Origin of the sequence: Methylobacterium sp. Leaf456, assembly GCF_001425465.1 — a bacterium.
Taxonomy (GTDB): Bacteria; Pseudomonadota; Alphaproteobacteria; order Rhizobiales; family Beijerinckiaceae; genus Methylobacterium.
In genome coordinates this window covers 100801-125761 of record NZ_LMQV01000012.1, presented here as the reverse complement: position 1 = coordinate 125761, position 24961 = coordinate 100801, and the positions used below count along the sequence as shown (strand labels likewise).

23 protein-coding genes and 1 pseudogene are annotated in these 24961 nt (G+C 70.4%); 13 read left to right on the top strand and 11 right to left on the bottom strand.

Translation table 11 applies throughout. The annotated features are described in order from the left end of the window. Together ASG52_RS10605 and ASG52_RS28280 are read right to left on the bottom strand one after the other, a co-directional pair. On the bottom strand, window positions 1-1113 hold the full coding sequence (locus ASG52_RS10605; RefSeq protein WP_056242714.1) for an AMP-binding protein: 1113 nt from the start codon (window positions 1111-1113) through the stop codon (window positions 1-3). Between the two features lie 71 nt (window positions 1114-1184). Beyond that, a pseudogene (locus ASG52_RS28280) lies at window positions 1185-1853 on the bottom strand (AMP-binding protein); the annotation flags it as partial. A 219-nt stretch (window positions 1854-2072) separates the two neighbouring features. On the opposite strand from ASG52_RS28280, the gene ASG52_RS10595 reads away from it, so the two are divergent. After that, window positions 2073-3722, top strand: coding sequence for a cyclic peptide export ABC transporter (locus tag ASG52_RS10595; RefSeq protein ID WP_056242710.1), 1650 nt, complete (start codon window positions 2073-2075; stop codon window positions 3720-3722). Window positions 3723-3729: 7 nt separating this feature from the next. Here ASG52_RS10595 and ASG52_RS10590 read toward each other — a convergent pair whose 3' ends face one another. Together ASG52_RS10590 and ASG52_RS10585 are read right to left on the bottom strand one after the other, a co-directional pair. After that, on the bottom strand, window positions 3730-4245 hold the full coding sequence (locus ASG52_RS10590) for a sigma-70 family RNA polymerase sigma factor (protein ID WP_056242707.1): 516 nt from the start codon (window positions 4243-4245) through the stop codon (window positions 3730-3732). 400 nt (window positions 4246-4645) lie between these two features. Then, window positions 4646-5911 (bottom strand): NAD(P)/FAD-dependent oxidoreductase, encoded by a 1266-nt coding sequence (locus ASG52_RS10585; protein ID WP_056242705.1) that lies wholly within the window; start codon window positions 5909-5911, stop codon window positions 4646-4648. 642 nt (window positions 5912-6553) lie between these two features. Here ASG52_RS10585 and ASG52_RS10580 point away from each other — a divergent pair. Next, window positions 6554-8344: a thioesterase family protein gene (locus ASG52_RS10580; RefSeq protein WP_056242703.1), complete on the top strand. Its 1791-nt coding sequence runs from the start codon at window positions 6554-6556 to the stop codon at window positions 8342-8344. 81 nt (window positions 8345-8425) lie between these two features. On the opposite strand, the gene ASG52_RS10575 is transcribed toward ASG52_RS10580, so the two are convergent. After that, window positions 8426-8731, bottom strand: a complete 306-nt coding sequence (locus tag ASG52_RS10575; RefSeq protein WP_056242701.1) for a DUF1244 domain-containing protein — start codon at window positions 8729-8731, stop codon at window positions 8426-8428. A gap of 196 nt (window positions 8732-8927) precedes the next feature. On the opposite strand from ASG52_RS10575, the gene ASG52_RS10570 reads away from it, so the two are divergent. After that, window positions 8928-9287 carry a CsbD family protein gene (locus ASG52_RS10570; protein WP_056242699.1) on the top strand — a complete coding sequence of 120 codons (360 nt, stop codon included), beginning with the start codon at window positions 8928-8930 and terminating at the stop codon, window positions 9285-9287. A gap of 52 nt (window positions 9288-9339) precedes the next feature. Here the strand turns inward: ASG52_RS10570 and ASG52_RS10565 are convergent, their stop codons facing one another. Then, window positions 9340-10125, bottom strand: a complete 786-nt coding sequence (locus tag ASG52_RS10565; RefSeq protein ID WP_056242698.1) for a 3-hydroxybutyrate dehydrogenase — start codon at window positions 10123-10125, stop codon at window positions 9340-9342. Between the two features lie 183 nt (window positions 10126-10308). Between ASG52_RS10565 and ASG52_RS10560 the strand changes: the two genes are divergently transcribed. The 4 genes from ASG52_RS10560 to ASG52_RS10545 all read left to right on the top strand — a co-directional run bounded on the left by ASG52_RS10560 (window position 10309) and on the right by ASG52_RS10545 (window position 15235). Further along, window positions 10309-11271 carry an acetyl-CoA carboxylase carboxyltransferase subunit alpha gene (locus ASG52_RS10560; RefSeq protein ID WP_056242696.1) on the top strand — a complete coding sequence of 321 codons (963 nt, stop codon included), beginning with the start codon at window positions 10309-10311 and terminating at the stop codon, window positions 11269-11271. A 10-nt stretch (window positions 11272-11281) separates the two neighbouring features. Further along, window positions 11282-12001, top strand: coding sequence for a DUF1796 family putative cysteine peptidase (locus ASG52_RS10555; protein ID WP_056242694.1), 720 nt, complete (start codon window positions 11282-11284; stop codon window positions 11999-12001). Window positions 12002-12146: 145 nt separating this feature from the next. Continuing rightward, a complete protein-coding gene (locus tag ASG52_RS10550; protein WP_056242692.1) occupies window positions 12147-13580 on the top strand; it encodes a L,D-transpeptidase family protein in 1434 nt (477 codons plus the stop codon). 155 nt (window positions 13581-13735) lie between these two features. Further along, window positions 13736-15235: a glucosamine inositolphosphorylceramide transferase family protein gene (locus ASG52_RS10545; protein WP_056242688.1), complete on the top strand. Its 1500-nt coding sequence runs from the start codon at window positions 13736-13738 to the stop codon at window positions 15233-15235. On the opposite strand, the gene ASG52_RS10540 is transcribed toward ASG52_RS10545, so the two are convergent. Next, complete coding sequence (locus ASG52_RS10540) at window positions 15198-16100, bottom strand: cobalt-precorrin-6A reductase (RefSeq protein WP_082552486.1); 903 nt, start codon at window positions 16098-16100, stop codon at window positions 15198-15200. The genes ASG52_RS10545 and ASG52_RS10540 overlap by 38 nt on opposite strands. 144 nt (window positions 16101-16244) lie before the next feature. On the opposite strand from ASG52_RS10540, the gene ASG52_RS10535 reads away from it, so the two are divergent. Next, window positions 16245-17519 (top strand): DNA polymerase IV, encoded by a 1275-nt coding sequence (locus ASG52_RS10535; protein WP_056242687.1) that lies wholly within the window; start codon window positions 16245-16247, stop codon window positions 17517-17519. 87 nt (window positions 17520-17606) lie between these two features. Here the strand turns inward: ASG52_RS10535 and ASG52_RS10530 are convergent, their stop codons facing one another. Further along, complete coding sequence (locus ASG52_RS10530; RefSeq protein WP_056242685.1) at window positions 17607-18470, bottom strand: cell envelope integrity EipB family protein; 864 nt, start codon at window positions 18468-18470, stop codon at window positions 17607-17609. A 647-nt stretch (window positions 18471-19117) separates the two neighbouring features. On the opposite strand from ASG52_RS10530, the gene ASG52_RS10525 reads away from it, so the two are divergent. Then, entirely contained in the window at window positions 19118-19672 is a 555-nt protein-coding gene (locus tag ASG52_RS10525; protein ID WP_056242683.1) for a GcrA family cell cycle regulator, read from the top strand. Between the two features lie 3 nt (window positions 19673-19675). On the opposite strand, the gene ASG52_RS10520 is transcribed toward ASG52_RS10525, so the two are convergent. The 3 genes from ASG52_RS10520 to ASG52_RS10510 all read right to left on the bottom strand — a co-directional run bounded on the left by ASG52_RS10520 (window position 19676) and on the right by ASG52_RS10510 (window position 22130). Next, window positions 19676-19879: a hypothetical protein gene (locus ASG52_RS10520; protein WP_056243195.1), complete on the bottom strand. Its 204-nt coding sequence runs from the start codon at window positions 19877-19879 to the stop codon at window positions 19676-19678. A 255-nt stretch (window positions 19880-20134) separates the two neighbouring features. Then, on the bottom strand, window positions 20135-21217 hold the full coding sequence (locus ASG52_RS10515; RefSeq protein WP_056242679.1) for a Rieske 2Fe-2S domain-containing protein: 1083 nt from the start codon (window positions 21215-21217) through the stop codon (window positions 20135-20137). Window positions 21218-21590: 373 nt separating this feature from the next. Continuing rightward, window positions 21591-22130, bottom strand: a complete 540-nt coding sequence (locus ASG52_RS10510) for a hypothetical protein (RefSeq protein WP_056242677.1) — start codon at window positions 22128-22130, stop codon at window positions 21591-21593. A gap of 301 nt (window positions 22131-22431) precedes the next feature. On the opposite strand from ASG52_RS10510, the gene ASG52_RS10505 reads away from it, so the two are divergent. Genes ASG52_RS10505 through rpsP form a run of 4 tightly spaced genes read left to right on the top strand, consistent with a single transcriptional unit; the run spans window position 22432 to window position 24917 of the window. Further along, a complete protein-coding gene (locus tag ASG52_RS10505) occupies window positions 22432-22653 on the top strand; it encodes a hypothetical protein (protein ID WP_056242676.1) in 222 nt (73 codons plus the stop codon). Window positions 22654-22672: 19 nt separating this feature from the next. Beyond that, window positions 22673-24223: a signal recognition particle protein gene (gene ffh, locus ASG52_RS10500; RefSeq protein ID WP_056242673.1), complete on the top strand. Its 1551-nt coding sequence runs from the start codon at window positions 22673-22675 to the stop codon at window positions 24221-24223. Continuing rightward, window positions 24220-24555, top strand: a complete 336-nt coding sequence (locus tag ASG52_RS10495) for a chorismate mutase (RefSeq protein WP_056242672.1) — start codon at window positions 24220-24222, stop codon at window positions 24553-24555. The genes ffh and ASG52_RS10495 overlap by 4 nt, the downstream gene beginning before the upstream one ends. Then, entirely contained in the window at window positions 24555-24917 is a 363-nt protein-coding gene (rpsP, locus tag ASG52_RS10490; RefSeq protein WP_012452566.1) for a 30S ribosomal protein S16, read from the top strand. The genes ASG52_RS10495 and rpsP overlap by 1 nt, the downstream gene beginning before the upstream one ends. Window positions 24918-24961: the final 44 nt, after the last annotated feature.

The following is a 24961-nucleotide window of genomic DNA, read 5'->3' as shown; positions in this document are numbered from 1 at the left end:
TCAGACCTCTTCCCACTCGGCGAGCAGGGCATCGACGTCTTGGAGGGCGCGAGCCTCGTCGGCGTCGTCGATCAGGGCGGCCAAGGCGGCGAGCGTCGGCGCGGCGTAGAAGGCCGGCAGGCCGACATGAGCGCCCATCTCCTCGCGGATTCTTTGGACGAGCTTGGCGGCGAGCAGCGAGTGGCCGCCCAGTGCGAAGAAGCCGTCGGACCGGCCCACGCGCTCGACACGGAGCACGGAGGACCACAGACGCGCCAGGGCCTCTTCGGTGGCGCCCTGCGGCGGCGCGTCGGCGCCCGCTTTCCATTCCGGCGCGGGCAGCCCCGCCCGGTCGAGCTTGCCGCTCGCCAGACGCGGCAGGGCCGGCAGCACCACGATCAGCGACGGGCGCATGTGCGCCGGCAGGCGCTCGGCCAGATGTGCGGCGAGAACCTCGGCGAGGTCGGAATCCGCCCCCTCCCCACCCCGCCCGGCGACGTAGGCGACGAGATGCGCCTCCTCGCTCCGCTTCACTGCCGTCACGGCCGCCTCGCGGCAGCGCGGATGGGCCAGCAGATGCGCCTCGACCTCGCCGGGCTCGATGCGGAAACCGCGCACCTTCACCTGCGCGTCGAGACGGCCGAGGTAACTCAGCGAACCGTCGGCGCGGCGCACCACCCGGTCGCCGGTGCGGTAGAGCCGCCCGCCCGGTGCCCCGAATGGGTCGGGCACGAAGCGCGCGGCGGTCTCGCCCGGCGCGCCGACATAGCCGCGGGCGAGGCCCTGTCCGCCGACAAAAAGTTCGCCCGGCACGCCGATACCGACTTCTTGGAGCCGTTCGTCCAGCACGTAGGCGGTGCGGGCGCCCACCGGCGTGCCGATCGGGAGCCAGTCGCCGCCGTCCCAGGCGGCGGCCGGCGTGTCGGGGTCGATCTTCAGCAGCAGCGGGGTGATGACGGTCTCGGTCGGGCCGTAGCCGTTGACGATCCGGGCCGGCGCGAAGCTGTTTCGCACCGCCTGGAACGCCTCGATGCCGAAGGCCTCGCCGCCCGCCGTCCACGAGCGCATCGGCAGCGGGCCACCGCCGCCTCGCGCATGCGCCTCGGCGAGGCTCGACAGCAGGGCCGGCGACATGCCGGTGACGGTGACGCCCTCGGCCCGGATGGCGTCGAGGGTGTCCTCAGCGGTCCAGCCRCGAGGCGCCCGCCGTGAATGAGGGCGGCGAGCCACGCCTCGGTGGCGCCGTCGAAGGAGAGCGCGATGAGGTGCAGCACCCGGTCGTCGCGGGTGAGATCGTAGCGGGCGCCGACCGCCTCGGCATGCATGGCGAGCGGCCCGTGGGCGACGGCGACGCCCTTGGGCTGGCCGGTCGAGCCGGAGGTGAAGATGACGTAGGCGAGTTGCTCCGGGTGGATCGCGACGCCGGGCTCCGTCGCGGGGCCGGCGAAGGCATCCGGCTCGTCGAGGCGTAGGGTCGGGCAGGCGGCGGGGGGCTCGGCTGGAACGTCGGTGAGGAGGAGGCGCGCGTCGGCTTGGCCGATGACGGTGTCGCGGCGCTCCTGCGGGGCTTCCGGATCGACGGGGACGTAGGCCGCGCCGGCCTTGAGCACGGCGAGGATGGCCACGAAGGCGTCGGGGGAGCGGGTTAGGCGAAGCGCGACGCGATCCTCGCATCCGATGCCGCGGCGGATCAGGGCGTGGGCGAGCGCGTTGGCGCGAGCGTTCAACTCGCCGTAGGTCAGGCGCCGCTCACCGTGGACGAGGGCGATGCGGTAGCCTTCGACCGCGGCGACGCGGGCGCTCACCGGCACGAACCGCGCGGCCGATTCCTCGACCTGCGCGACAAACGTCCTCAGTGCCGTGCCCCTGGCCATGCCCATACTGTGCGACCGCTCCCGGAACGGCCGGTCGCCCGGCCTCTCGACGGCAGGACGGACGGGCTTGCGGGAAATTTAGAGCGATCGGCCCCAAACGGCGCGAAGTCGCGCCGACGACACCGTTTTCGACATGGAGTGCCGCACTCTCGAATCGAAACGACTAAATCCTTCCCCGCCCGATCCGTCTTCAATGGCGAACCGACCGCCGGAGGGGCAATGCAACCCGAGACCTCGGACGCGATCCCAAAAGGGGGAGCGCTTCTTCGCATCCTGGCACAGTGCCCGCGGCATCTGCTGATCCTGGCGCTGGGGGCGAGTCTGGCTGCCGCACTTGCCGGCATCGGCATGGTGGCGGCGGCCAACGAGATGCTGGCCGGACGCCATGATTCACAATGGCTTGGCGTCGGTTTCGCGGCCGCCGCCCTGCTGGGGCTCGCCGGCCGGGTCGGTGGCGGGATGCTGTTCGCGCGGCTGGGCGAAGGCGTTCTGCTCGGCATCCGCCGGACGCTGGCCGGGCGGGTCGCGGCGGCCGAGTTCGCACGGGTCGAGCGGCTCGGCGCGTCGCGGGTGCAGTCGGTGATGACCGACGACGCCGCGCGGGTGGCGGACTTCCTCGTCGCCTTCCCGAACATCGTGATGAACGCCGTGATCGTGGCGGGCTGCCTCGCCTATCTGGCCTGGACCTCGCTCGCCGCCTTCGCGCTCGCCTTGGCGACGATCCTGGGCGGCTCGCTGGTGTTCCATCTCGGCCACGCGCGGGCCCTGAAGGAGCTCGACCGGGCGGGCACGGCGCAGGACGAACTGTTTTCGCACTTCGACGGATTGTTCAACGGCGCCAAGGAGTTGAAGCTCAACCGCGAGCGCTCGGAAGCCTTTCTCAGCCTGTCCCTGGAGCGCAGCATCGAGGAGGTGCGGGCGCATCGCCTGCGGGGCCTGCGCATCTACGTGGCGGCGGCCGGGGTGGCGCTGTTCCTGGTGCATGCCCTGATCGGCGTGCTGACCTTCGGCACCGTCTCGATAGCCGGCTCGATCGTCGTGTTCCTCTATCTGATGATGCCGCTCGATGCGCTGCTGAACAACCTGCCGAACGCACAGCAGGCGCGGGTGTCGATGGGGCGGATCGACCGACTGATGGCGGCGGTGGCCGAGCCCGAGCCGGCGCTGGCGCGGGTGCCGGCGACGGGGTTCCGGGAACTGCGGTTGGAGGCGGTGCGCCACCGCTACTACCGCGAATCCGAGGACGGAATCTTCGAGCTGGGGCCGATCGACCTGACGTTCCGGCCGGGCGAGGTGACGATCCTGATCGGGGGCAACGGCAGCGGCAAGACCACGCTCGCCAAGGTGCTGACCGGGCTCTACCGGCCGGATGCCGGCTCGATCCTGCTCGACGGGGCGGCGATCACCGAACTCGATCGTGCCCGATTGCGTCGGCTGTTTTCGGCGGTTTTTTCGGATTTTCACCTGTTTCCGACGCTCGACGGCCTGAGCGGGCCGGGCACGGCGCTGGACGCGCAGGCCAACGCCCTCATCGCCAAGCTGGAGCTGAGCCATAAGGTCTCGGTGACCGGCGGGGTGCTCTCGACGCGCTCCCTGTCGCAGGGGCAGCGCAAGCGCCTCGCTCTGGTCGTCGCGTACCTGGAGGATCGGCCGTTCTACCTGTTCGACGAGTGGGCCGCCGACCAGGACCCGGCCTTCCGCGAGGTGTTCTACCGGAAGTTGCTTCCCGAACTGCGGGCGCGCGGAAAAGCGGTGCTGGCGATCTCCCACGACGACCGCTACTTCGACGTCGCCGACCGCTGCGTGAAGCTCGAGAACGGCCGCTTGGTGGAGGCCGGCGTGACGCCGGCGGCGCAGGCCAGTGCGTGAGCGCGCCTCAAACCGCCGCCGCGCGGCAGAGCGCGGTGGCGTCGCGGATCATGAAGTTGACGAGCGTCGGCGAGACGCCGGCGCGGGCCGCGATGTCCTTCTGCGGCACGCCCTCGATCCGGTGGGCCAGGAACGCCGCGCGGGTGCGGGCGGGGGCCTCGTCGAGCGCCTGGATCGCCAGCCGCAGCGACTGGCGCGCCTCGAGATGGCGCAGCGGGCAGTCGCAGGGGGCGGGCACCGCGTCGCCGGCCTCCGAGGGGGCGCTGCGGCGGCATTCGCGGCCGGACTGGCGCACCGCGTCGATGGCAGCGTTGCGGACCATCCGGCGCAGGAAGCCGGCGGCGTCGGCGATGTCGGCCGACACCGTGTCCTGGCAGATCTTCAGGGCCACGTCCTGCACCACGTCCTCGGCCCGCGCGCCGCAGCGCACCACGCGCCGCGCCGTCTCCACCAGCTCGGACCGCTGGCGGAGCAGCACCTCCAGCAAGACGGTGGAAGTTCCGTCCTTCGTTCTCGTCGGCATCGCGTTCCTACCGTGCCCGCGGCGGCGGCTCGAACCCCGCGGCCATCCAGTGAAATGCGCCCACGCTTAAGCGTAACGCCGGCGCCTATACTCAGGGCCCTTAGCACCGGACTTGCAGGCCGACAACGAAGACTCCTCTAAGAGGTTGCAGGATGGAATTATTATAGATCGAACATCCGATTGGAACGAATGTAAACTTACCTGTAGAAGACAGTCTGGGCAATCACTTGCCGCCGGGCGCGCGTCCGAACCGCACACCGGGCCGGCAGACAGGATCCGGCGCAGCGGCCGGTTCGAAACCGTATCTCAGGTTGCGGGTTTGGGCGGGGCACCGGCTGCGGTCGCATTCGGCATCGTTCGATCCGCGCCCTCATCCTGAGATGCGGATCGGATGAGCCCGTCAGGCCGCCTCCACCCGCGGATCGAGCCGCGGGCGCCCGCCCGCGAGCCGGGCGCGCAAAACCGTGGCGGCGGCCCGCGCCAGCGCTGTCGGCGCCATGAACTCGACGAGGCCGAGGCTGCGGGCGGCGTAGGCGAACAGGCGGCGGGCCTGGGCGGGGTCGTGGGCTGCCGCTTCCAGCATCAGGCGCTCGAGCCACCACCAGCGGCGCCCGCTGGCGTAGCTGGCGATGTGCCAGGCGTGGCCGGCCAGCGCCCGGCGGTGGTGGCGGGCATAGGTCTTGAGGGCGCGGTCGATAGGCCCGTGCGAAAGGATCGTCTCGGCGGTGGCATCCGACAGCCACGCGGCCGATTGCAGGGCGAAGGCGCAGCCGGTGCCCCAGACCGGATCGACCGAGAGCGCCGCGTCGCCGATGAGCGCGAGGCCGGGCCGCGTGGCCGGGCGGCGCAGGTTCGGCATGTCGACGAAGCCCATCACCGGGCCGATCCGCTCGGCGGCCGCGAGGTTCGGCCCCTCCGGCAGGGCGGCGAGGGTGCGGGCGAGCGCGGCCTCCGGTTCGGCTTTGAAGGCGGGAAGCTGCGCCCGCGGCAGGGTCGCCGCCGCGACCGTGATCCCGTCCTCGTTGGGGAAGGTGTAGCAGATGCCCTCCTCGCCCATCCACATCCGCGAGCGCCCGCCATTCGGATCAAGCCCGCGATAGGCGGCGTAGTAGAAGAAGCGCGCGTTGGGCGTCTCGCGGGGCTTTAGCCCGGCGAAGCGCGCCAGCGCCGAGGCGCGCCCGTCCGCCCCGACATGCAGGCGCCCGCGAAGAATCCGCTCGGTGCCGCGCGCATCGCGAATGGTCAGCGCGGCGACCCGCCCGGCCTCGATCCCGAGCCCGGTGGCGCTGTGGCCGGGCAGCCATTCGATGCCGGGCGTCGCCGCCGCCTGCGCGCGGATCAGCGGATCGAGCCGGACCCGGCGCAAGTTGTAGCCGTGGGCGGGATGGCCGGCCAAAACCTCGCCCTCGCGAATCCAGCCCCAGCGGGTGTGCAGGTCGAGCCGGTTGCGCACGCCGCCGCTGGCCTCGATCGCCCGGGCGAGGCCGAGCCGCTCCAGCACCGGCAGCGCGCTCGCCTGGATGTAGTGGGTGCACAGCCGCTTGTAGGCGTCCGGATCGGGGTTGCGCTCGACCAAAGCCACGGTGAGGCCGGCGCGGGCGAACAGCATCGCGGCGGCGCAGCCCGCCACGCTTCCCCCCACGATGATGACGTCGTGCGTGACCATGCCGGCCTCCGAAACTCGAGGGGATGGTGGCCGCACTGGCTTGCGCGAGGCAAGCGCCGGCTCGGGGCCCTCCGCGGCCCGACGCATGGCTCGCGGTTGCCGCCCGCACCGCGCACCGCCGGGACGGAGGGCTCGCCCGGTATAGGGTCGTAGACAAAGCCAATCGCGCGCCGATTGCCCTTAGGTTGCATTCGTGGCGCGACGCAGTCGAGAGGAGATAAGGCGTTGGGACATCACGTCGAACGCCGGGCGTGTGGCCGATCTGATACAGCGAAGATTGTTCCGTCGCGTCGCCGCTTGATCTTTGTTGGGTTCAACCTTGAGTAAACAGGCTCGAAACTGGGTGCTGACGGCTCCAGTTACAATCGATGCAGATCGTTTATGCGCGGCGAATGCCCGAATGACTTCTTGGGCGAAGCGGTTGGTCGCGGACGAGAAACAAGCGACTTGCCGGATAGATCATCGGCTTCGACATAAATCTAAGAATTGCCAAAATTAAACTCGAAACGACATCGGCAGGAGAATTTGGCCACACTCGCAAAGATTCTTTCGAGCCATGCATCGCGCCGCATACCCGGCGCTTCGATCGGCTTCTAATCTTGCGGCATCCCGGACCGTGAGCCGGGTCGCGGACACTCGGCGATGCGCTCGAAGCTTTCGGAATCCCTCTCGTGGTCGCCGACCGTGGCCCTCTCCTGGTTGTGGGGATTGGGCTTCTTCTACGCGATCCACGTGGTGCTGGCCCACGGCTGGATGGGCTTTGCCGCCTTCGCCGCGCCGAACGCGCTCGGGCTTTTCCTGTTCGGCTGGGTGCTGGGTGATCCGAAGCGCGACCCGGCGGCGATCCTGCGCAAGGCGGAAGGCGCCTACGCCGGGCTTTTTCTGCTGGCGCAGCTTTTCGCGGTCGCGATCACGCTGTTCGCCCTCCATCGGTATGTCGGCGCGCCGCTGTTCGGCGAGCGGGCGGAGGGGGGCCTCGTCGGCCTCGTGCTGGTCGCCGCGATCCTCGGCCACGCGCTCTCCTTACGCCGGCTGCGCTGGATCCATGCCGGGGGGCTCACTGTGGGGGTCGGCGCGGGACTCTTGGCCTGGACCGGCCTCGCCGCCGCGATGCCCGCCGGGCCGACGCCGCTTCTCGTCGCCGACGAGCGCTTCTTCGGCCTCGTGGCGCCGACGCTGGTCGGCTTCCTGCTGGGGCCCTGGACCGACCTGCAGCACTGGCAGCGGGTGGTGGAAATCCGGCGCGGCGGCGGCTCGGTGCGGCTCGCCTACGGGGTCGGCGCCGTGCTGTTCCTCGGGCTCCTGACGCTCAACGCGCTGATCGCCTCCGCCGCCGGCCCCGCGGGCGCGGTGACGACCGCCGACGGCCTGATCGGGTTCCAACCGGCGGTGGCCGCGGCCGTTCTCCGCACCGGATTGGAGGGCGCCGGCACGGCCTTCGCGCTCTGGGCGGTGATCGCCGCGCTCTCGACCGTCGACAGCGCCTACGCCGCCTTGCGCTGGTCGATGGGGGCCGTGACGGCGCGCAGCCAATCGGTGCTGCTCACCTTCGTGCCGCCGAGCCTCGTCGCCTCGCCGGTCTGGGTGCTCTTCGGCGCGGGTGCGCTCGCGGCCGGGGCCGCGGCGGCGGACCTGTCGATGATCTACCTGATGCTACCCTTCGCCACCCTGCTCGCGGGCGCCGCCGCCTGCCTGCTGCTGGAGGCGCTCGGCGCGCGGCGCGCCTACGATCCGATGCTGTGCGCGCTGCTCGGCGCCACCGCGGCGCTCCTGGCGGTCGCCGGCTACGTCACCCCCAGCGCCGGATTGCTGACGCTCTCCGCCCTGGTCCCGCTGGTCGGCGCCCTGCCGATGCTGTCGCAGTATCTCGGCTGGAGCGCGCCGGCTCCCGCGGCGACCGCGCCCGAGCCCGTCGCCACGGTGATCCGCGTCGTCAACGACAACGCCGCGGGCGCCGAGGGCTTCGAGGGCCGCGACTTCGTCATCCGTCTGACGCCGACCTACGACGACACCAACTCGGTCGGAAACATCTACTTCGCCAACTACGTCCGCTGGGTCGGCAAGGCGCGCGAGCTGTTCTTCCGCCATTGCGTCCCGGATTTCGACCTCGCCTCGACGGAATTCTACATCCTGACGAAGTCGTTCCAGCACGACTTCCGCCGCGAGGCGCGGGAGTTCGAGCCGCTGACGGTCCGCATCCGCGTCAAGCACGCCAACCGCAAGTTCGTCACGCTGGAGCACGAGATCCACAGCGCGACGCAGGGGCTCTTGGGCCGCGGCGAGCAGAGCCTGATGTTCGTCGATACGCGCAACTACCGCCCGCTCGACATCCCCAAGAGCATCGTCGAGGGCTTCTTGCCGTACGCCCCCGCGGGCGTCGCCCCGGCCCGCTGGCGCGAGGAGCCGGCCCTGCCGCAGCCGATGGCGTCGTGAGAGCCGAACAATCCGCATGAAGCGCGGGTCCCCTCCCCACAAGGGAGAGGAGAACGCCTTCCGATCGGGAGCGATCTGGCGTCAGTGCCCCTTCGCCTGCGCCTCGAACCGCGCCTGCTGGTCCGGGCTCGCCTCGGTCTGATGCGTCCGCTTCCACTCGTCGTAGGGCATGCCGTAGACGTGCTCGCGGCTCTGGTCCTTGGTGAGAGGAAGGCCGCGCTCGTCGGCGGCGTCCTTGAGCCAGTTCGACAGGCAGTTCCGGCAGAAGCCCGCCAGATTCATCATGTCGATGTTCTGCACGTCGGAGCGGGTACGCAGATGCGCGACGAGCCGGCGGAAGACGGCCGCCTCCAGTTCGGTCTGGGTGGTGGGATCGATGTCGCTCATGGCGTGACCTTCTGGGATGACCCTCGGAAAGATGTGGCGCTGAGGTCGGCTCGCGGGAGCCCCGCGTCAAGCCGGCGGCGTAGGGCGGCCGGTTTTTGCGCTGCATCGCGGGACCGATCCCGGTGTCGAACGTTCTCCCCTCCGACGACGGAACGCCGCCCCGCGCGGCGACGCCGCGAAGGACAAGGAGTTCCCCATGGTTGACACGGATCGTATCGTCGGCGCCGCCAAGGATCTCGGCGGTCGGGCGCAGGGAGCGGTCGGCGACGCCGTCGGCTCCGACCGGGACTCGGTGGAGGGCCGCTACCGCGAGGCCGAAGGGACCGCCCAGCGCCTCTACGGGCAGGCCAAGGACACCGTGCGGGATGTGGCCGACGATCTCGGCGACTACGCCAGCGACGCCTACGACCGCGTCTCGCGCAACAGCGGCACCTACCTGCGCGACGGGCGCGAGCGGGTGCAGAGCCAGGTCGGCGAGAATCCGTTTCTGGCCCTTCTGATCGCGGGCGCCGTCGGCTACGGCCTCGCCCTGCTCGTGAACAATTCGCGCCGCTGAGGCGAAAGCAGGGCCGGCGCGGTGATCGCGCCGGCCCTGAACTCCGAATAGATTACTGCGCCGTCCAGCCGCCATCCATGGCGAGGTTGGCGCCGGTGATCTGGCTCGCGCCGTCGCCGCACAGGAACACCGCGAGCGCGGCGACCTGATCGACGGTGACGAATTCCTTGGTCGGCTGCGCCTTCAGCAGCACGTCCTCGATCACCTGCTCCTTGGTGAGGCCGCGCGCCTTCATCGTGTCGGGGATTTGGCTCTCGACCAGCGGCGTCCAGACATAGCCCGGCGAGATGCAGTTGACCGTGATGCCGAAGGTGGCGAGTTCGAGCGCCGCCGACTTCGTGAGCCCACTGATTCCGTGCTTGGCCGCCACGTAGGCCGACTTGTAGGGCGAGGCGACCAGCGAGTGCGCGGACGCCGTGTTGATGACGCGGCCCCAGCCCTTGGCCTTCATGTGGGGGATCGCCGCCCGCATGGTGTGGAACGCCGAGGACAGATTCAGCGCGATGATCTGGTCCCACTTCTCCAGCGGGAATTCCTCGATCGGCGAGACGAACTGCACGCCCGCATTGTTGACGAGGATATCGACGCTGCCGAACGACTCGACGGCCAGCGCGATCAGGCCGCCGATCTCGGCGGGCTTCGTCAGGTCGGCGGGCGAGTAGGCCGCCTTCACGCCGAACTCGGACTCGATCTTGGTGCGGGTCGCCTCGATGTCCTCCGGCTTGCCGAAGCCGTTGAGGACGACGTCGGCGCCCTCCCCCGCGAAGCCGCGGGCGATGGCGAGGCCGATGCCGCTGGTGGAGCCGGTGACGACGGCGGTTTTCCCTTTGAGGCTCATGGAAACGTCTCTCCGTTGCACGCCGCGCGGGCAGTCGGGGACGGACATGCCCCATGGCGGGGGCGAAGTCGACGTTGCACCCTGACGGGCCGCCATGGTTGACACCCGCGCCCGCTTTCCCGACATCACGCCCCACCGCGCCGGGCGGGGCTGCGGACCCGAATTGGACTGGACCGACATTCGATGGCGGCGACGCGCTCCTATCTCGACTTCGAAAAGCCCGTCGCCGAACTCGAGGCGAAGCTCGAAGAACTCAGGGCGCTCGGCCAGCGCGACGGCGCCGTCTCGATCCACGAGGAGGTCGGGCGGCTGGAGGCCAAGGCGGCGCAGGCGCTGTCCGACCTCTATGCCGGGCTCACCCCCTGGCAGAAGACGCAGGTCGCCCGCCATCCGCAGCGGCCCCACTTCGTCGATTACTGCGCCGGACTGATCGAGGAATTCACGCCGCTGGCCGGCGACCGCACCTTCGGTGAGGACGAGGCGATCATCGGCGGGTTCGGGCGCTTCCGCGGCCGGCCCGTGCTGGTGCTCGGCCAGGAGAAGGGCGCGACCACGGAAGCGCGCCTGCGCCACAACTTCGGCATGGCCCGGCCCGAGGGCTACCGCAAGGCGGTGCGCCTGATGGAGACCGCCGACCGCTTCGGCCTGCCGGTGCTGGCCTTCGTCGACACCGCGGGCGCCTTCCCCGGCATCGAGGCGGAGGAGCGCGGACAGGCCGAGGCCATCGCCCGCTCGACGGAGGCCTGCCTCGCGCTCGGCGTGCCGAACGTCGCCGTCGTCATCGGAGAGGGCGGCTCCGGCGGGGCCATCGCCATCGCCACGGCGAACCGTGTCCTGATGCTGGAACACGCGATCTACAGCGTGATCTCGCCCGAGGGCGCCGCCTCGATCCTGTGGCGCGACCAGGGCCGCGCGCACGAGGCCGCCACCGCCATGAAGATCACGGCGCAGGACCTGCTGCGATTGGGCATCATCGACGGCATCGTCCCGGAGACGACCGGCGGGGCACATCGCGACCGCGAGGCGGCGCTGGCCGCCACCGGCGACGCGCTGGCCCGCGCGCTCGCCGAGTTCGACGGCCTCAGCCGCGACGAGATTCGCGACCGGCGTGCCCAGAAGTTTCTGGAGATCGGCCGCAAGCTCTGAGGCGATCCCCGTGCCGCCCGTTCCCGGCGCCGGGCTGCTGAAGCGGCTCGTCCGCCGCCTCCCCCGCCGGGACGCCCGCGAGCCGGGGGCACGCAATCACATCTCGCTGGGCGCCCACTGCCACATGGCGCACATCCTCAAGGCCGAGGGTCTGCGCACATGGTCCGGCCCGTTCGACTGGATCTTTTCGGCGCCCGGCATGGTCCGCGACTGCCTCGCCGACGACTTTTCGGCGCTGCTCGACCGCACCCAGTACGAGACCACGCCGCCGGACGAGCGCATGGCGCCGCACGAGACGCGCTGCCGCCACCGCCTCTACCGGGATCGGCACGCGATCCCCTTCGTGTTCAACCACCACGACCCGGCCTCGAGCGAGGCGGATTACCGTTTCTTGGAAGCGGGCGTCCGGCGGCTGCGCACCACGCTCGACACGCCGGGGACGTGCAACCGCTTTTACCTGATGACGACGGTTCCGACCGCCGAGGAGATTTTCCCCGAAATCCGCAGGCTCTTGGCTGCGCGGCGTGCGCAAAGCCACCTGACCGTGCTCGAACTCGTCCCCGGCGCCGAAAATCCGGCGACCGTCGAACGGGCCAGCGAGGCCGGGTTCGACCACCTCCGGGTCGAGACCCGCTCGCCCTCCACCGGAATCCGCTTCGCCGACCCCCGGGATGACGCCTTCGTGACCGCCCTGGTGGGGGTGCGGGCGCGACTTCTCGCGGAACCGTAACCCGAAAGCCACACGCGCCGACCAAGTGGGGCGGCACCTTGTGGTAAGGTCCGGGTAAGTTTACCCGAGCTATGGGTAACGGGGAGTGGCGTCCGTAATCGGGCTGAAAGTCCGGCGGACGAATGTATTCGAGGACGGGTTCCCCATGGCTGTGCGTCCGTTGGCGGCGGCTGCCGCCGCTCTGGCGACGAGCCTCGCGCTCTCTCTCGGTGCCTGCAACGACAGCGCCATGCTCGGCGGCGCCTCGACCCGCAGCCTGACGCCGATTCCGCCCCAGACCGTCTCGCTCATGCAGACCAAGGGCATGAGCCAGGGCGACCCGATCCTGATCCGCGCCTTCAAGAAGGAAGCGGAGATGGAGGTCTGGAAGCGCACCGGCACCGGCCAGTACGCGCTGCTCAAGACCTTCCCGATCTGCCGCTGGTCGGGCCAGCTCGGCCCCAAGACCAAGCAGGGCGACCGGCAGGCGCCGGAGGGCTTCTACACGATCACGCCGGGTCAGATGAACCCGAATTCCAGCTATTACCTCTCGTTCGACGTCGGCTATCCGAACGCCGTCGATCGCGCCAAGGGCGGCACCGGCAACTACATCATGGTCCACGGCACCTGCTCGTCGGCCGGATGCTTCGCCATGACCGACGCGTCGATGTCGGAGATCTACGCCATCGCCCGCGAGGCGTTCAACGGCGGCCAGCGCGCGTTCCAGTTCCAGGCCTATCCGTTCCGGATGACGGCGACGAACATCGCCAAGTTCCGCAACGATCTCAACGCCCCGTTCTGGAAGAACCTCAAGGAGGGCTCGGATTATTTCGAGGCCCTGAAGGACGAGCCGCGGGTCGCCGCCTGCGGTACCAAATACGTGTTCGGCGGCAACGACGTGGCGGCGGGCAACTGCTCCCCGCGGATCGACACGCAGGTGGCCGAGAAGCGCGACCGCGACAACCGCGAGGTCGCCGAGCTGATCGCCAAGGGCACGCCCGCCACCCGCGTGGTCTACGAGGACGGCAGCCAGAACCCGGTCTTTCGGCCCCAGCCCGCGCCGAACGTCACCTTCGCCAGCCTGACCGACTCCGACAAGGAGAAGGACAAGGAACTCGCCTACACGGCCAAGGATTACGGCCGCCACCATCTCGGCGAGGTGAGCCGGCCCGAGAGCCTCGCGCTCGGCCCAAGCGAGATCGAGGTCGATGCCAAAGGCAAGCCGATCCTGATCGCCGCCGCCCCTGCCGACGCGCCCGGCCCGACCAAGGCCGCCGCCGCCCGCAAGGCCCACGAGAAGCCGGTGACCGTGGTGGCGGTGCAGGCGCCGGCCAAGGACGGCCCCAAGCCGGCCGATTCGAAGCCCGCCCGCATCACCGTGGCCGACGCCGACGGCGACGCGAGCGCCTACCACAAGCTCCTGGCCAACACCGTCAAGAAGGCCAGGGACGCCGCCCCGGCCGAGGCGGAGCCCGCCGCCCGCAAGCCGACGGTGGCGACCGCGAAGCCGAAGCCCGCCCACGAAGCCGCTCCGAAGGCCGCAGCTCCGGCGGTGAAGCCGCAGGCGGCGGTCGCGACGACGGGATCGCTCAAGAACTGACGGCACGAGTGTTTCGGTACGGTCGGAAGACGGGCCGCTCTCAAAAAGCCTGACGCGTGTCCCCTCCCCCCTGTGGGGAGGGGAAACCCGCGCTCGACGCGGATCGATCAGCGCTATCGAGAGCCGAGAGGCGCCGGGAAGTTCAGGGCAACCGAATGGGCGAACGCGACGCCGCCCGACCGATCCGGCATCTGCGCATCCGCCTCGACGGCGCCCGGCCGCGCCGGTGGCATCGCCTGCTCCTCGAACGGCTGACGGCGCAGAGCCTGCACGTCTCGCTCGACGACCGCCCGGGCCCCGGCGGCCTGCCGGCCAGCGCCGAACTGCTGTTCCGCCTCGAAGCCCTCTTGGGCCGCCTGCCCCTCGACGGCCCCGCCTCTCCCCTGCCGCCCGGCGCGCTCGCGGCCCACCGCGCGGCGTCCGCCCCCCCCGACCTCACCCTCGACCTGTGCGGCGACGTCGAATCCGGCCCGGTCTGGCGGCTCGCCTATGACGGTGCCTGCGGCGAGGCCGCCCTGCTCGCGGCCCTGATGGCCGGGCACGCCCCCATAACCGCCTTGAGCGAGGGCCCCCGCCCCATCGCCGCGGGGCGACTCGGCAGCGAGAGCCCGGGCACGATGCGGGTCGCCTTCGAGGACGGTCTGATGCGCTCCATCACGCTCGTCGCCGCGGCATTGGCGGGAGCGCGTCTCACCGCCGAGCCCGGTGCCACGCCCATCGCCGTCACACCCGCCGCGATCGGCGCGCGGGCGCTCCGGGTGCTGGCGCGGGCGGTCGTCCACCGCCTCTACCGCCTGTGCTACCGCGCCCCGCACTGGCGGGTCGGCTGGCGCCGGCTCGACGGTCCCGACCTTTTCGGACTACGCGCCCATCCGGCCGGCGGCTGGCGCGTGTTGCCCGACGACGGCCGGCGGTTCTACGCCGACCCGTTTCCCCTCGACGCGGACGGCCGCACGGTCCTGTTCGTCGAAGAATACCCACACGCCACCGGCAAGGGCGTGATCTCCGCGGTGACGTTCGGCCCCGACGGGCCGGAGGGCACGCCCCGGCCGGTGCTGGAGGAGCCGTGGCACCTCTCCTACCCGTTCGTGTTCGCCCGCGACGGCGCCGTCTGGATGGTGCCGGAGGCGAGCCGGAACGGCACGGTCGATCTCTACCGGGCCAAACACTTTCCGGGCGGCTGGATCAGGGAGGCGACGCTGCTCTCCGGCGTCACCGCGAGCGACGCGACGCTCGTGGAGCACGGGGGCCGCTGGTGGCTGTTCGCCACGGTCCGCGACGGCGCCACCGCGCGCGATCCCCACGGCGCGTTCTCGGATACCCTGTGCCTGTGGTCGGCGCCCGATTTCCGCGGACCGTTCGCGCCGCATCCCAAGAACCCGGTGCTGATCGACATCGCCGCCGCCCGCCCCGCCGGCCGCATCGTCGCCCGCGGCGGCAGGCTGATTCGCCCGGTACAGGACAATCGCGCCGGTTACGGCGCCGCCCTCGCGCTCGCCCGCATCGACCGGCTGGACGAGGCCGGTTTTGCGCAGACCGTCGAGACGATCCTGCGCTCCGGCCCGCTCTGGCCCGGCACCCGGCTGCATACGCTGAACCGCAGCAAGGAGCTCGAGTTCATCGACGGCTCGGGCCGGGCTCCGCGCTGGCGCTGAGGGTGTTGGCACTCACGACGCGCTCTCCTCCCCCTTGTCGGGACGGGAATCGCGCGCGTCCTGCTACGTGTTCGACAAGCCACTCGGCAGCCCCCTCCGCATCGCTCACCGACGCCACATCCGGCAGGACCGGCGGCTGCGCGATGACGACCGGCAGCCCCAGCCGACGCGCCGCCTCGATCTTCGGATAGGTCGCCGCCCCACCCGAATTCTTCGTCACCAGAACGGTGATGCCGGCCTCGCGCATCAGCCGCATCTCGTCCTCCAAGGTGAACGGGCCGCGGGCGCGCAGCTCGGTGAGGCGGGGCACCGGCAGCGCATCGCCGACGGGCTCGATGGTCCGCACGAGATAGGCGTGTTGCGGCGCCGCGGCGAAGACGGACAGTTCCTGCCGCCCGATCGTCAGGAAAACCGTTTTCGGGACTTCGCCCAGAGCCGGCACGCAGGCGGCGACGCTTTCCACCTCGATCCAATCGTCCCCCGTCTGCCGCGCCCAGCACGGGCGGCGGATCGCCAGCAGCGGCACGGCGCCGACCCGGCAGGCCGAGGCCGCGTTGGCCGAGATGCGGGCGGCGAAGGGATGGGTCGCGTCGATCACCGCGGTGATGCCGTTGCCCGCGATCCACCGCGCCAGCCCCTCCGCCCCTCCGAAGCCGCCGATGCGGGTCGCCACCGGCTCGGGCCGCGGCGCGGCGGTGCGCCCGGCGAGCGACAGGACGACGTCGATCTCCGGCCGCCCGGCGAGTTTTTTGGCGAGGGCGCTCGCCTCGGTGGTGCCGCCGAGAATCAGAATTTTTGGGATGAGAATTTTCGGAGGACGGGGCGTCGCATCGCCCGTCCACCCCTGGCCCGCCGCGTTCGTCATTCGTACACTGTCCGCAAGCCGCCGGCTGGTGGCGGAGGTTTTCGAGCGTCGTGCCGGATATCGTATCCGGCAGGATACTCCACGTGACTGCGCCGCATCGGCTTTTTTCGAAAGCCGGTTCCCACCGTTCGGGCCGATGCTCCAGTGTCCCCCTTCTGCCGCGATTGCCTGACGACGCAAAGCGAGGGCGCCCGGCGCTGCCGCGGCTGCGGCTCGCCGCGGCTCATCGACCATCCGGCCCGCGATACGCTCACCATCGCCCATGTCGATTGCGACGCCTTCTACGCCGCGGTCGAGAAGCGCGACGACCCGTCCCTGCGCGACCGGCCGCTGATCGTCGGCGGCGGCAAGCGCGGCGTGGTGGCGACCGCCTGCTACCTCGCCCGCATCTCCGGCGTGCGCTCGGCCATGCCGATGTTCGAGGCGTTGAAGCGCTGCCCCGACGCGGTCGTCGTCCGGCCCGACATGGAAAAGTACGCCCGCGTCGGCCGCGAGGTCCGGGCGATGATGCTGGCGCTGACGCCGCTGGTCGAGCCGGTCTCGATCGACGAGGCCTTCCTCGACCTCTCCGGCACCGAGCGCCTGCACGGCACGAGCCCGGCGCTCACGCTCGCCCGCTTCGCGGCGCGGGTCGAGGCGGAGATCGGTATCACGGTGTCGGTCGGGCTCTCCGCCAACAAGTTCCTGGCCAAGATCGCCTCCGACCTCGACAAGCCGCGCGGCTTCTCGATCATCGCCGGCGAAGACGCCGCCGGCTTTCTCAAGGATCGCCCGGTCGGCATCCTGCCCGGCATCGGCGAGAGCGCGCGGACGCGCCTTGCCGGCCTCAACGTCCACCGCGTCGGCGACCTGACGCGGGTCGGGCCGGAGCGCCTACACACGGCGATCGGCCGCGATGCCCTGCGGCTGATCGCACTGGCGGAGGGGCGCGACGTGCGCCCGGTGCGCCCGACCCGCGAGGCCAAGAGCGTCTCGGCCGAGACGACGTTTGCCGCCGACATCGCCCGCTTCGAGGAGCTGCGCCCGATCCTGTGGCGGCTGTGCGAGCGGGTCTCGGCCCGGCTGAAGCGGGCGGAGCTCGCGGCGGGTAGCGTCACTCTGAAGCTGAAGGACGCGCGCTTCAAGCTACGCACCCGCACCCGCGGCGGCCTGCCGCCGACGCAGCTCGCCGAGAGTTTGTTTCGCGCAGGGGAACCGATGCTGCGCGCGGCCTGCGACGGCACCGCGTTTCGCCTCATCGGCATCGGCGGCGGCGACCTCTGCCCCGGCCTCCACGCCGACCGCGGCGACCTCGCGGATCAAGGGATCGAGCGCCTCGCCCGCCGCGAGGCCGCCCTCGACCGGGTGCGGGAAAAGTTCGGCGCGGGCGCGATCCAGCGCGGGCTGGTTTTCTCGGGTGACAGGGAGCGGCGGGGCTGATCCGCGCGCCAGTGCCATACCGCGGATCCGGTCCCGCCTCACAATGACGGGTTTGGGGCGGAGCCGCTGGCGATCACCCAAAAAACCTCAGCGCCGACACTCGGCGTCGCCCTTGCTCTTGTCCTTCGGCAAATCGAGCTGGGTCAGGTTTCCCGCGATGGCGAAATCGCCGTAATCGAGGTTGAGGCGGCCGCTGACGCCGTTCTCGTAGAGGTCGAAGGTGAGCGTGTAGATCGGCGTGCGCTCGCCCTCCCCGGCCGTGAAGTAGCTCAGCGTCACCGGCCAGCGGCGCATCCCGGCGAGATCGCCCTCGTGGAGCGGCTTGTCGCGCTCGGTGTCGGCGGCGGGCGCCGCGCTCGCCCGGCCGATGACGGCGAGCGTGTCGTAGACCTTGCGCCCGTCGTCGGAGCCGTCGAACACCTTTGCCGACACGGTCGTCTCGCCGGCCTTGGCCGCCTTCAGCAGGCGGATCATGTGGCGGACCGGAAACATCACCTCGCCCGAGGACTGGAACTCGGCCCGCTTGGGCTCCTTCAGCTTCACGGTCAGGGCCTGGGGCCCGGCCTCGGCCGTGCCGTCGACGGGGGGCGAGGGCGCGTTGTTCATCAGCGTGGCGGTGCGGAAGCGGAAGTTGCCGCCATCGCCGCTCTCGAAGGTGGTGTTGCGCAGGTCCGAGGTGCGGTTGCCGGATTCGGAGGAATCGAGCTGCGTCACCTGCCGCGTCTGCATGGTGAAGCCGCGGCAGGCGTCGCCCGAGAAGTCGATGACGATGCGCCCGCGCACGCCCTCCACCGCCCGCGTGCCCTCGGACTTGGCCAGCGACAGGTCGTAGACGGCCCGGTGGTTGGTGAGCCGGATCGGCGCCTCGTCCGGCATCGGCGCGGCGGGCCCCGCGGCCGAGGCACCTGTCGCGGCGAGAAGAAGGAGGGTCGTTGCGAGGCGCAGGCGCATGCGAACTCCGGAAAGACAGGGGGCCGCGCGCGCGACCCGGCGCCCGACAGATAGTCGAAGCGCCGGGGGAGGCAAATGCGGGTGGGGTGGATGCGAGGGTGTCGGCCACGAACACCGCCGTCTTTCCGGGGCCGCGAAGCGGAACCCGGACCCGAAGGGGCGCGCCGGAGGCGTGCGATCCATGACCGGCCGCGAAGCTTCGTATCGCCGTGCATCACGGGTGAATTCCGGGTTCGCTTATCAGCGCCGCGGAATGACGGTGGGTGGCTCTCCATCGGGCGATCGAGCGGCATCTCGGGGCGAGCGTGTGGGTTACGGCGCCGTCACCCGAATCTATAAAATCATCGATATTTCGCAGGGGTTTGGCAATGGTCCGAGCCACCCGCCCCTTCCCCGGCCGCCCGCCGCCGGCCGGGGCGCCGATTGCTGGTGGAAACCGCGGCCTAGCCCGCCGCGACCCTTGCTCCGCGGTCGAGCTGTCCTGTAGTCTCCCCGGACTGCCGAGGGGGTCTTCGGCGTTTTGTTAACCGATCTGTGCAGGGCCGCCTCGGCGGTTCGCACGAGGCGGCATTGCGCCATGGGCGGACGCTCGCGGCGGTTCAAGATTTTTTTCGGCCGTCCCAGGCCGGAGCGCGGTGGAGGGGGCAATGACGGAAGCGGTCCCGAGCTGGACGGATGAGCGCGTGGAGCTGCTGCGTCGCCTGTGGGATGAGGGGCTCAGCGCCAGCCAGATCGCGCTGCAGCTCGGCGGCGTCTCCCGCAATGCGGTGATCGGCAAGGTGCACCGCCTCGGCCTCGCCGGCCGGGTGAAGCCGATCGGCCCCGCCGTCGGCGGCCGCAGCTCTGAAGACGAGGGGGTGGTCGAGGCCGCCGGGATCGTCGAGGAGCCGACCCTCCCGGAGCCGCCCGCGATCGTCGCCCATCGCCCGGCGCCGGACTTCCCGCTGGAGCCAGTGCGGGCCGCCGCGCAGGCCCCGGCCGCCGCCCCGCCGGTGGCGCTCGCCGTGTCAGAACGCGTCACCATCATGGACCTGCGGGAATCGATGTGCCGCTGGCCGATGGGCGACCCGACCAAGCCGGATTTCCGCTTCTGCGGCGGCCGCGCCATCACCGGCCTGCCCTACTGCACCCAGCACGCCCAGATCGCCTACCAGCCGGCCGCCGAGCGCAAGCGCGACCGCCGCGTCGCCGGGATGCGCTGAGCGTCACGCCGGGGGCGGGCCCACCGCCGCGACCAGCGCGGCGGCCAGTTCCTGGATCTTGGCCCGCGCGCTGCGCTCGATCTCCTCGCGGCTGAGTTTCTCGGTCGGCACGACGACGACGCCGCTGATGCGTCCGTGTTCGGACAGCAGCGTGAAGTTGAACCGCCCGGAGCGGCTGCGGCGGACGACGTAGTGTGGACTCGGCACGCGCAAAAACCCTCTGCGGTGCCGGGTGCGCCGCGGGGTCGTTTACGGGGTGAAGGGTCGGGAGGTTTCGGGCGGCGTGCGATTCTCGGGATCGGCACCGTAGCGACCCTTGATCGATCCGCCGAGGCGCCTGAGAGAACCTGTCTTCCTCATCAGCCGGGCCGACCGAGCCGCATTGAGCGCGGGTCCCCTCCCCCCGTGGGGAGAGGAGAAGCGCCTTGTCCGGCTCCTGTCGAGGATCGGACGTCCGCCGCCTCACGAGCGCCAGCGCAATTCCTGACGGGTCAGGGGGTTGTCGAACGCCCTGCCCTCGCGGGCCGCTTCCAGCGCCTCGCGCTTCAGGCGAAAATACCATTGCGAGGGCAGGTCGCCCTGGCCGAGCAGGACCATGGTCGGCTTGCGGTCGAGGCCGGCTTGGGCGTGCTGAAGCACCTGCTGGTCCTGGCCCAGGAACTGGCGCATCAGCGGGCGGGCGAGCGGCTTCAACAGGTTGAGGGCCGGCATGCTCCAGTAGAGCGCGTTGGTCAGCATCGTCCGGTTGGCCGAGAGCGGGGTCGCGAAGGTGTAGTTCGCCACCCGCTTGTCGCCCGCCGCGATCCGCTCCAGCCGCACGCCGGGCAGGCGGAACTCGATCTCGACCTCGGGCACGCCGCCGAGCAGCCGATAGACCGGCGAACTCTTCGTCGTCGCGTGGCTCGTCATGACGAAGCCGTGCGGCACCGGCTGGAAGGTTTTTACTTTTTCTCGCAACTTTTTGGACGGGCGGAACCACCACGAATCGTGGACGAAGGCGACATGGCCGGGATCGACCAGGCTCAGCGTCGTCAGGTCGAACGAGGCCTCGACCTCCAGTTCCACCACGAGGCTGCCCGCGGGTGTGAAGCCGAGTTCCGGCAAAGCCGGCACGGCGGTCGGGTCGGCGGGGCCGAGATGCGGGTTGACCCAGAGGAAGCCCGCGCTCTCGCGGATCGGAAAGCGCTGGACCGCGATGCGCGAGAAGTCCGAGGCGTCGTGCGAGGAGAGGGTCGGCACGTCGCGGCAGCGCCCGTCGGTGCCGAAGCGCCAGCCGTGGAACGGGCACATCAGCGTGTCGCCGTCGAACTTGCCTTTCGAGAGCGCCATGCCGCGATGGGGGCAGCGGTCGCGCAGCGCGAACAGCGCGCCGTCCTGGCCGCGGCCGAGCACCACCTGCTCGCCGTTGAGCGCCACCGCCCGCATCTTGCCGCCCGCGATGCTGGCGGCCTGCCCGACGCAGTACCACGCGTTGGACAGCGGCTCGCGCATCGCCTTCGGATCGAGGCTGTCGTCGGAGGCGCGCGGGGCGGCGGCGGATGACATGCTTGTGAGAACTGACCGGTTTCAGACGGGCGCCCTGTTTAGGCGCTCCTGCCTCCGCGTGCCAGCACTCCGGAAAGGTGGGTTTTTGCACCGCGGCGAGACAACGCAGCGGACAAGTCCCGTCGGGGCTATCGCACCCCGAAAAACGTCCCTACCTTGGGCTTCCCAGCAACGAACGAAAGGAGGTGATCCAGTGTCTCATTGTCATCAGCCGTCGCCGACGACCACGACCTGGACCGTTACCTCCCTCGTCTGCGCCTGACGCATTCGCGGGATCACGACAGGTTTCGTCGGGCCGACCGGTTCGACAATGGAAGGGCCGCTCCCGGCAAGGGAGCGGCCCTTCGCTTTTGTGGGTTAGAGCCCTGAACTCTCAGCGCTGGCCGATCTGGAACAGCGGCGAGGCCAGGGCCTCGCAGCGGGCGCGCCACAGGTCGCGCTCGGCGCGCAAGTCTTCCATCTTGCCGACTTCCTCGGCGATGTGGGCGCGCAGTTCGCGCAACTCGGCGGCGAGCAGGATCTGAAGCTCGTCGCGGCGCTCGGCCTCCAGACGGAGCTTGGCCTTGAGCATCATGTTCTCGGCCATGATCTCGGCGAGTTCGTCGTCGGCCTCTTCGCCCGACTTGGCGACGTTGACGAGGCGGGGCGCCCAGCCGCCGCGGCTGTCCTGAAGGGTGGGGCGCACGTCCTCGGCGGCGATCTCGACCTTGGCGACCGGCTCCGGTTCGATGGGGGCTGCCTCGACGATGCGGGGACGCAGCACCGGCTCGGCGGCGGGCTCGGCGCGTGTCTCGGTCGGGCGGGTCTCGGTCACGGCGCGCATGGCGGCGAGCCAATCGCGCAGGGGCGCGGCGGTGCCGGGTCCGCGGATGGCGGATTCGTGGGACGCAGTCTGTCGCGCGGGTTCCGACATCGGGTTAGTCCTCAGGGCACCTCCTTGCGGTGCATGGGATTGTTTACCGTCGTTATACTTAATGATCGGTAAAGCTCTGACTCCGGCGGACCGCCCACCGCCGGGACATCGCCGGGCCCGTCGGGATTGACTTAGGGGGCCATCGCGCCTATCCGCCCGAACTCCATTTCGACGTTTTGACGTCCCGATGAGCCGCCGACCGGTCCGAGAGGCCGGAGGTCAACGTCCGACAGCGCGTCCGCGCCCTCGGGCGCACTCGTCGTTGCCGTGAAAGCGCGAAAGCCGAACTCCGAGCCCGCTCATGGCGCCCGCCCACGACCCGACGCTGCGCATCGAGGATGCCGTCAACGATCTCTGCCCGTGGTCGGGCAAGCCGATCGTGGCCGAGGCGCTGACGCTGTACAACGGCGCCGTCGTGGGCTTCTGCAACACGGAATGCCGAGACAAGTTCGCCCGCGCGATCGCGTCGTTCGAGGACGCCCTGCGCGCCCGCCGCGTGGCCAATGCCGGCCTCCACCAGTAGCACGGGCTGATCGAGACGCATGTTCGAAGGCCTTTCCGACCGCCTCTCCGGTATCCTCTCCGGGCTGACGCGCCGCGGCGCGCTGACGGAGGCCGACGTCACCGCCGCCCTGCGCGAGGTGCGCCGCGCCCTCTTGGAGGCGGACGTGGCGCTCGAAGTGGTGCGCGACTTCACCGACAAGGTGCGCGAGAAGGCGGTCGGCGCCGTCGTGCTCAAGTCGGTGACGCCCGGCCAGATGGTGGTGAAGATCGTCAACGACGAACTCATCACCATGCTCGGCACGGATGCCGGCATCATCGACCTCAACGCGCCCGCCCCCGTCGCCATCCTGATGGTGGGTCTGCAGGGCTCGGGTAAGACCACCACCACCGCCAAGATCGCCCGGCGCCTCAACCAGCGCGACAAGCGCCGGGTGCTGCTGGCCTCCCTCGACACGCGGCGGCCCGCGGCGATGGAGCAGCTGGCGGTTCTGGCCAAGCAAGTGGAGGTCGAGAGCCTGCCGATCGTCGCCGGCCAGACCGCCGTGCAGATCGCCAAGCGCGCCATGGAAGCCGCGCGTCTGGGCGGCTTCGACGTGGTGATGCTCGACACCGCCGGCCGCACCACGGTCGACGAGGGCCTGATGAACGAGGCCGCCGAGGTGAAGGCGGCGACCAACCCGCACGAAACCCTGCTGGTGGCCGACGCGCTCACCGGCCAGGACGCGGTCAACACCGCCCGCGCCTTCGACGGCCGGCTCGGCGTCACCGGCATCGTCCTGACCCGGATGGACGGCGATTCCCGCGGCGGCGCGGCGCTCTCGATGCGCGCGGTCACGGGCAAGCCGATCAAGCTCGTCGGCGTCGGCGAGAAGGTTGATGCGCTGGAGGAGTTCCACCCGCAGCGCGTCGCCAACCGCATCCTCGGCATGGGCGACATCGTCTCGCTCGTCGAGAAGGCGGCCGAGACCATCGATCAGGAGCAGGCCCTCCGCACCGCCGAGAAGATGCGGAAGGGCAAGTTCGATCTCGAAGACCTGTCGATGCAACTCGCCCAGATGGAGAAGATGGGCGGCATCGGCGGCCTGATGGGCATGCTGCCCGGCATGGGCCAGATCAAGAAGCAGGTCGAAGGCGCCAACCTCGACGAGAAGATGTTCAAGCGCCAGCGCGCGATCATCTCCTCGATGACCGCGCAGGAGCGCAAGAACCCCGATATCCTCAAGAATTCCCGCAAGAAGCGCATCGCGGCGGGTGCCGGCGTCAAGGTCGAGGAGATCAACAAGCTCCTCAAGATGCACCGGACCATGGCCGACATGATGAAGTCGCTGGGGTCGGGCAAGCGCGGCGGCATCGGGCAAGCGCTCGGCAACATGTTCGGGATGGGGGGCGGCATGCCGGGCGGGATGCCGCAAATGCCGCCGGGCATGCCCGAGCCGACGCCGGAGCAGATCGCCCAGATCGAGAAGCAGTTCGGCGGCAAGCTGCCGCCGATGCCCCCGGGTATGGGGGGCAAGATGCCGGGCCTGCCGGGTCTGGGCGGTCCCAAGCTGCCGGGGCTGGGCGGCTTCCTGCCGGGCAAGAAGAAATGACGATTCTGTCCGGGCAAGGGGTCGATCCCGAACTCGCGCGCCTGCGCGACAGCATCGACAACTTCGATGCCGCGCTGATCCATCTGCTCGCCGAGCGCTTCCGCTGCACGCAGCGGGTCGGCGAGCTGAAGGCCCGCAAGGGCCTGCCTCCCTCCGATCCGGACCGGGAGGCCCGTCAGGTCAAACGCCTGAGGAATCTCGCGGTCGAGGCCAAGCTCGACCCCGATTTCGCCGAGAAGTTCCTGGCCTTCGTGGTCAAGGAAGTCATCCGGCACCACCAGACGATCGCGAAAAGCGTCGATCTCACCCAAGACACCGAAAGGAACGACTGATGTCCCTCAAGATCCGCCTCACCCGCGGCGGCGCCAAGAAGCGCCCCTACTACCGCATCGTCGTCGCCGACGCCCGCGCCCCCCGCGACGGCCGCTTCATCGACAAGGTCGGCGCCTACGACCCGATGAAGGCCAAGGACGATCCGGCCCGCATCGTGCTCGACAACGAGAAGATCCAGTCCTGGCTCGCCAAGGGCGCCCAGCCGACCGACCGCGTCCTACGCTTCCTCGACGCCGCCGGCCTCGCCAAGCGCCCGGCCCGCAACAACCCGCAGAAGGCCGAGCCGGGCGAGAAGTCCAAGGAGCGCGCCGCCAAGCGCGCCGAGAAGGCCGCCGCCCCGGCCGAGGACGCCGCAGCGTAAGCTGCCGCCTATAGCCCTCCCCCCTCCGCGGGGGAGGGTTTTTC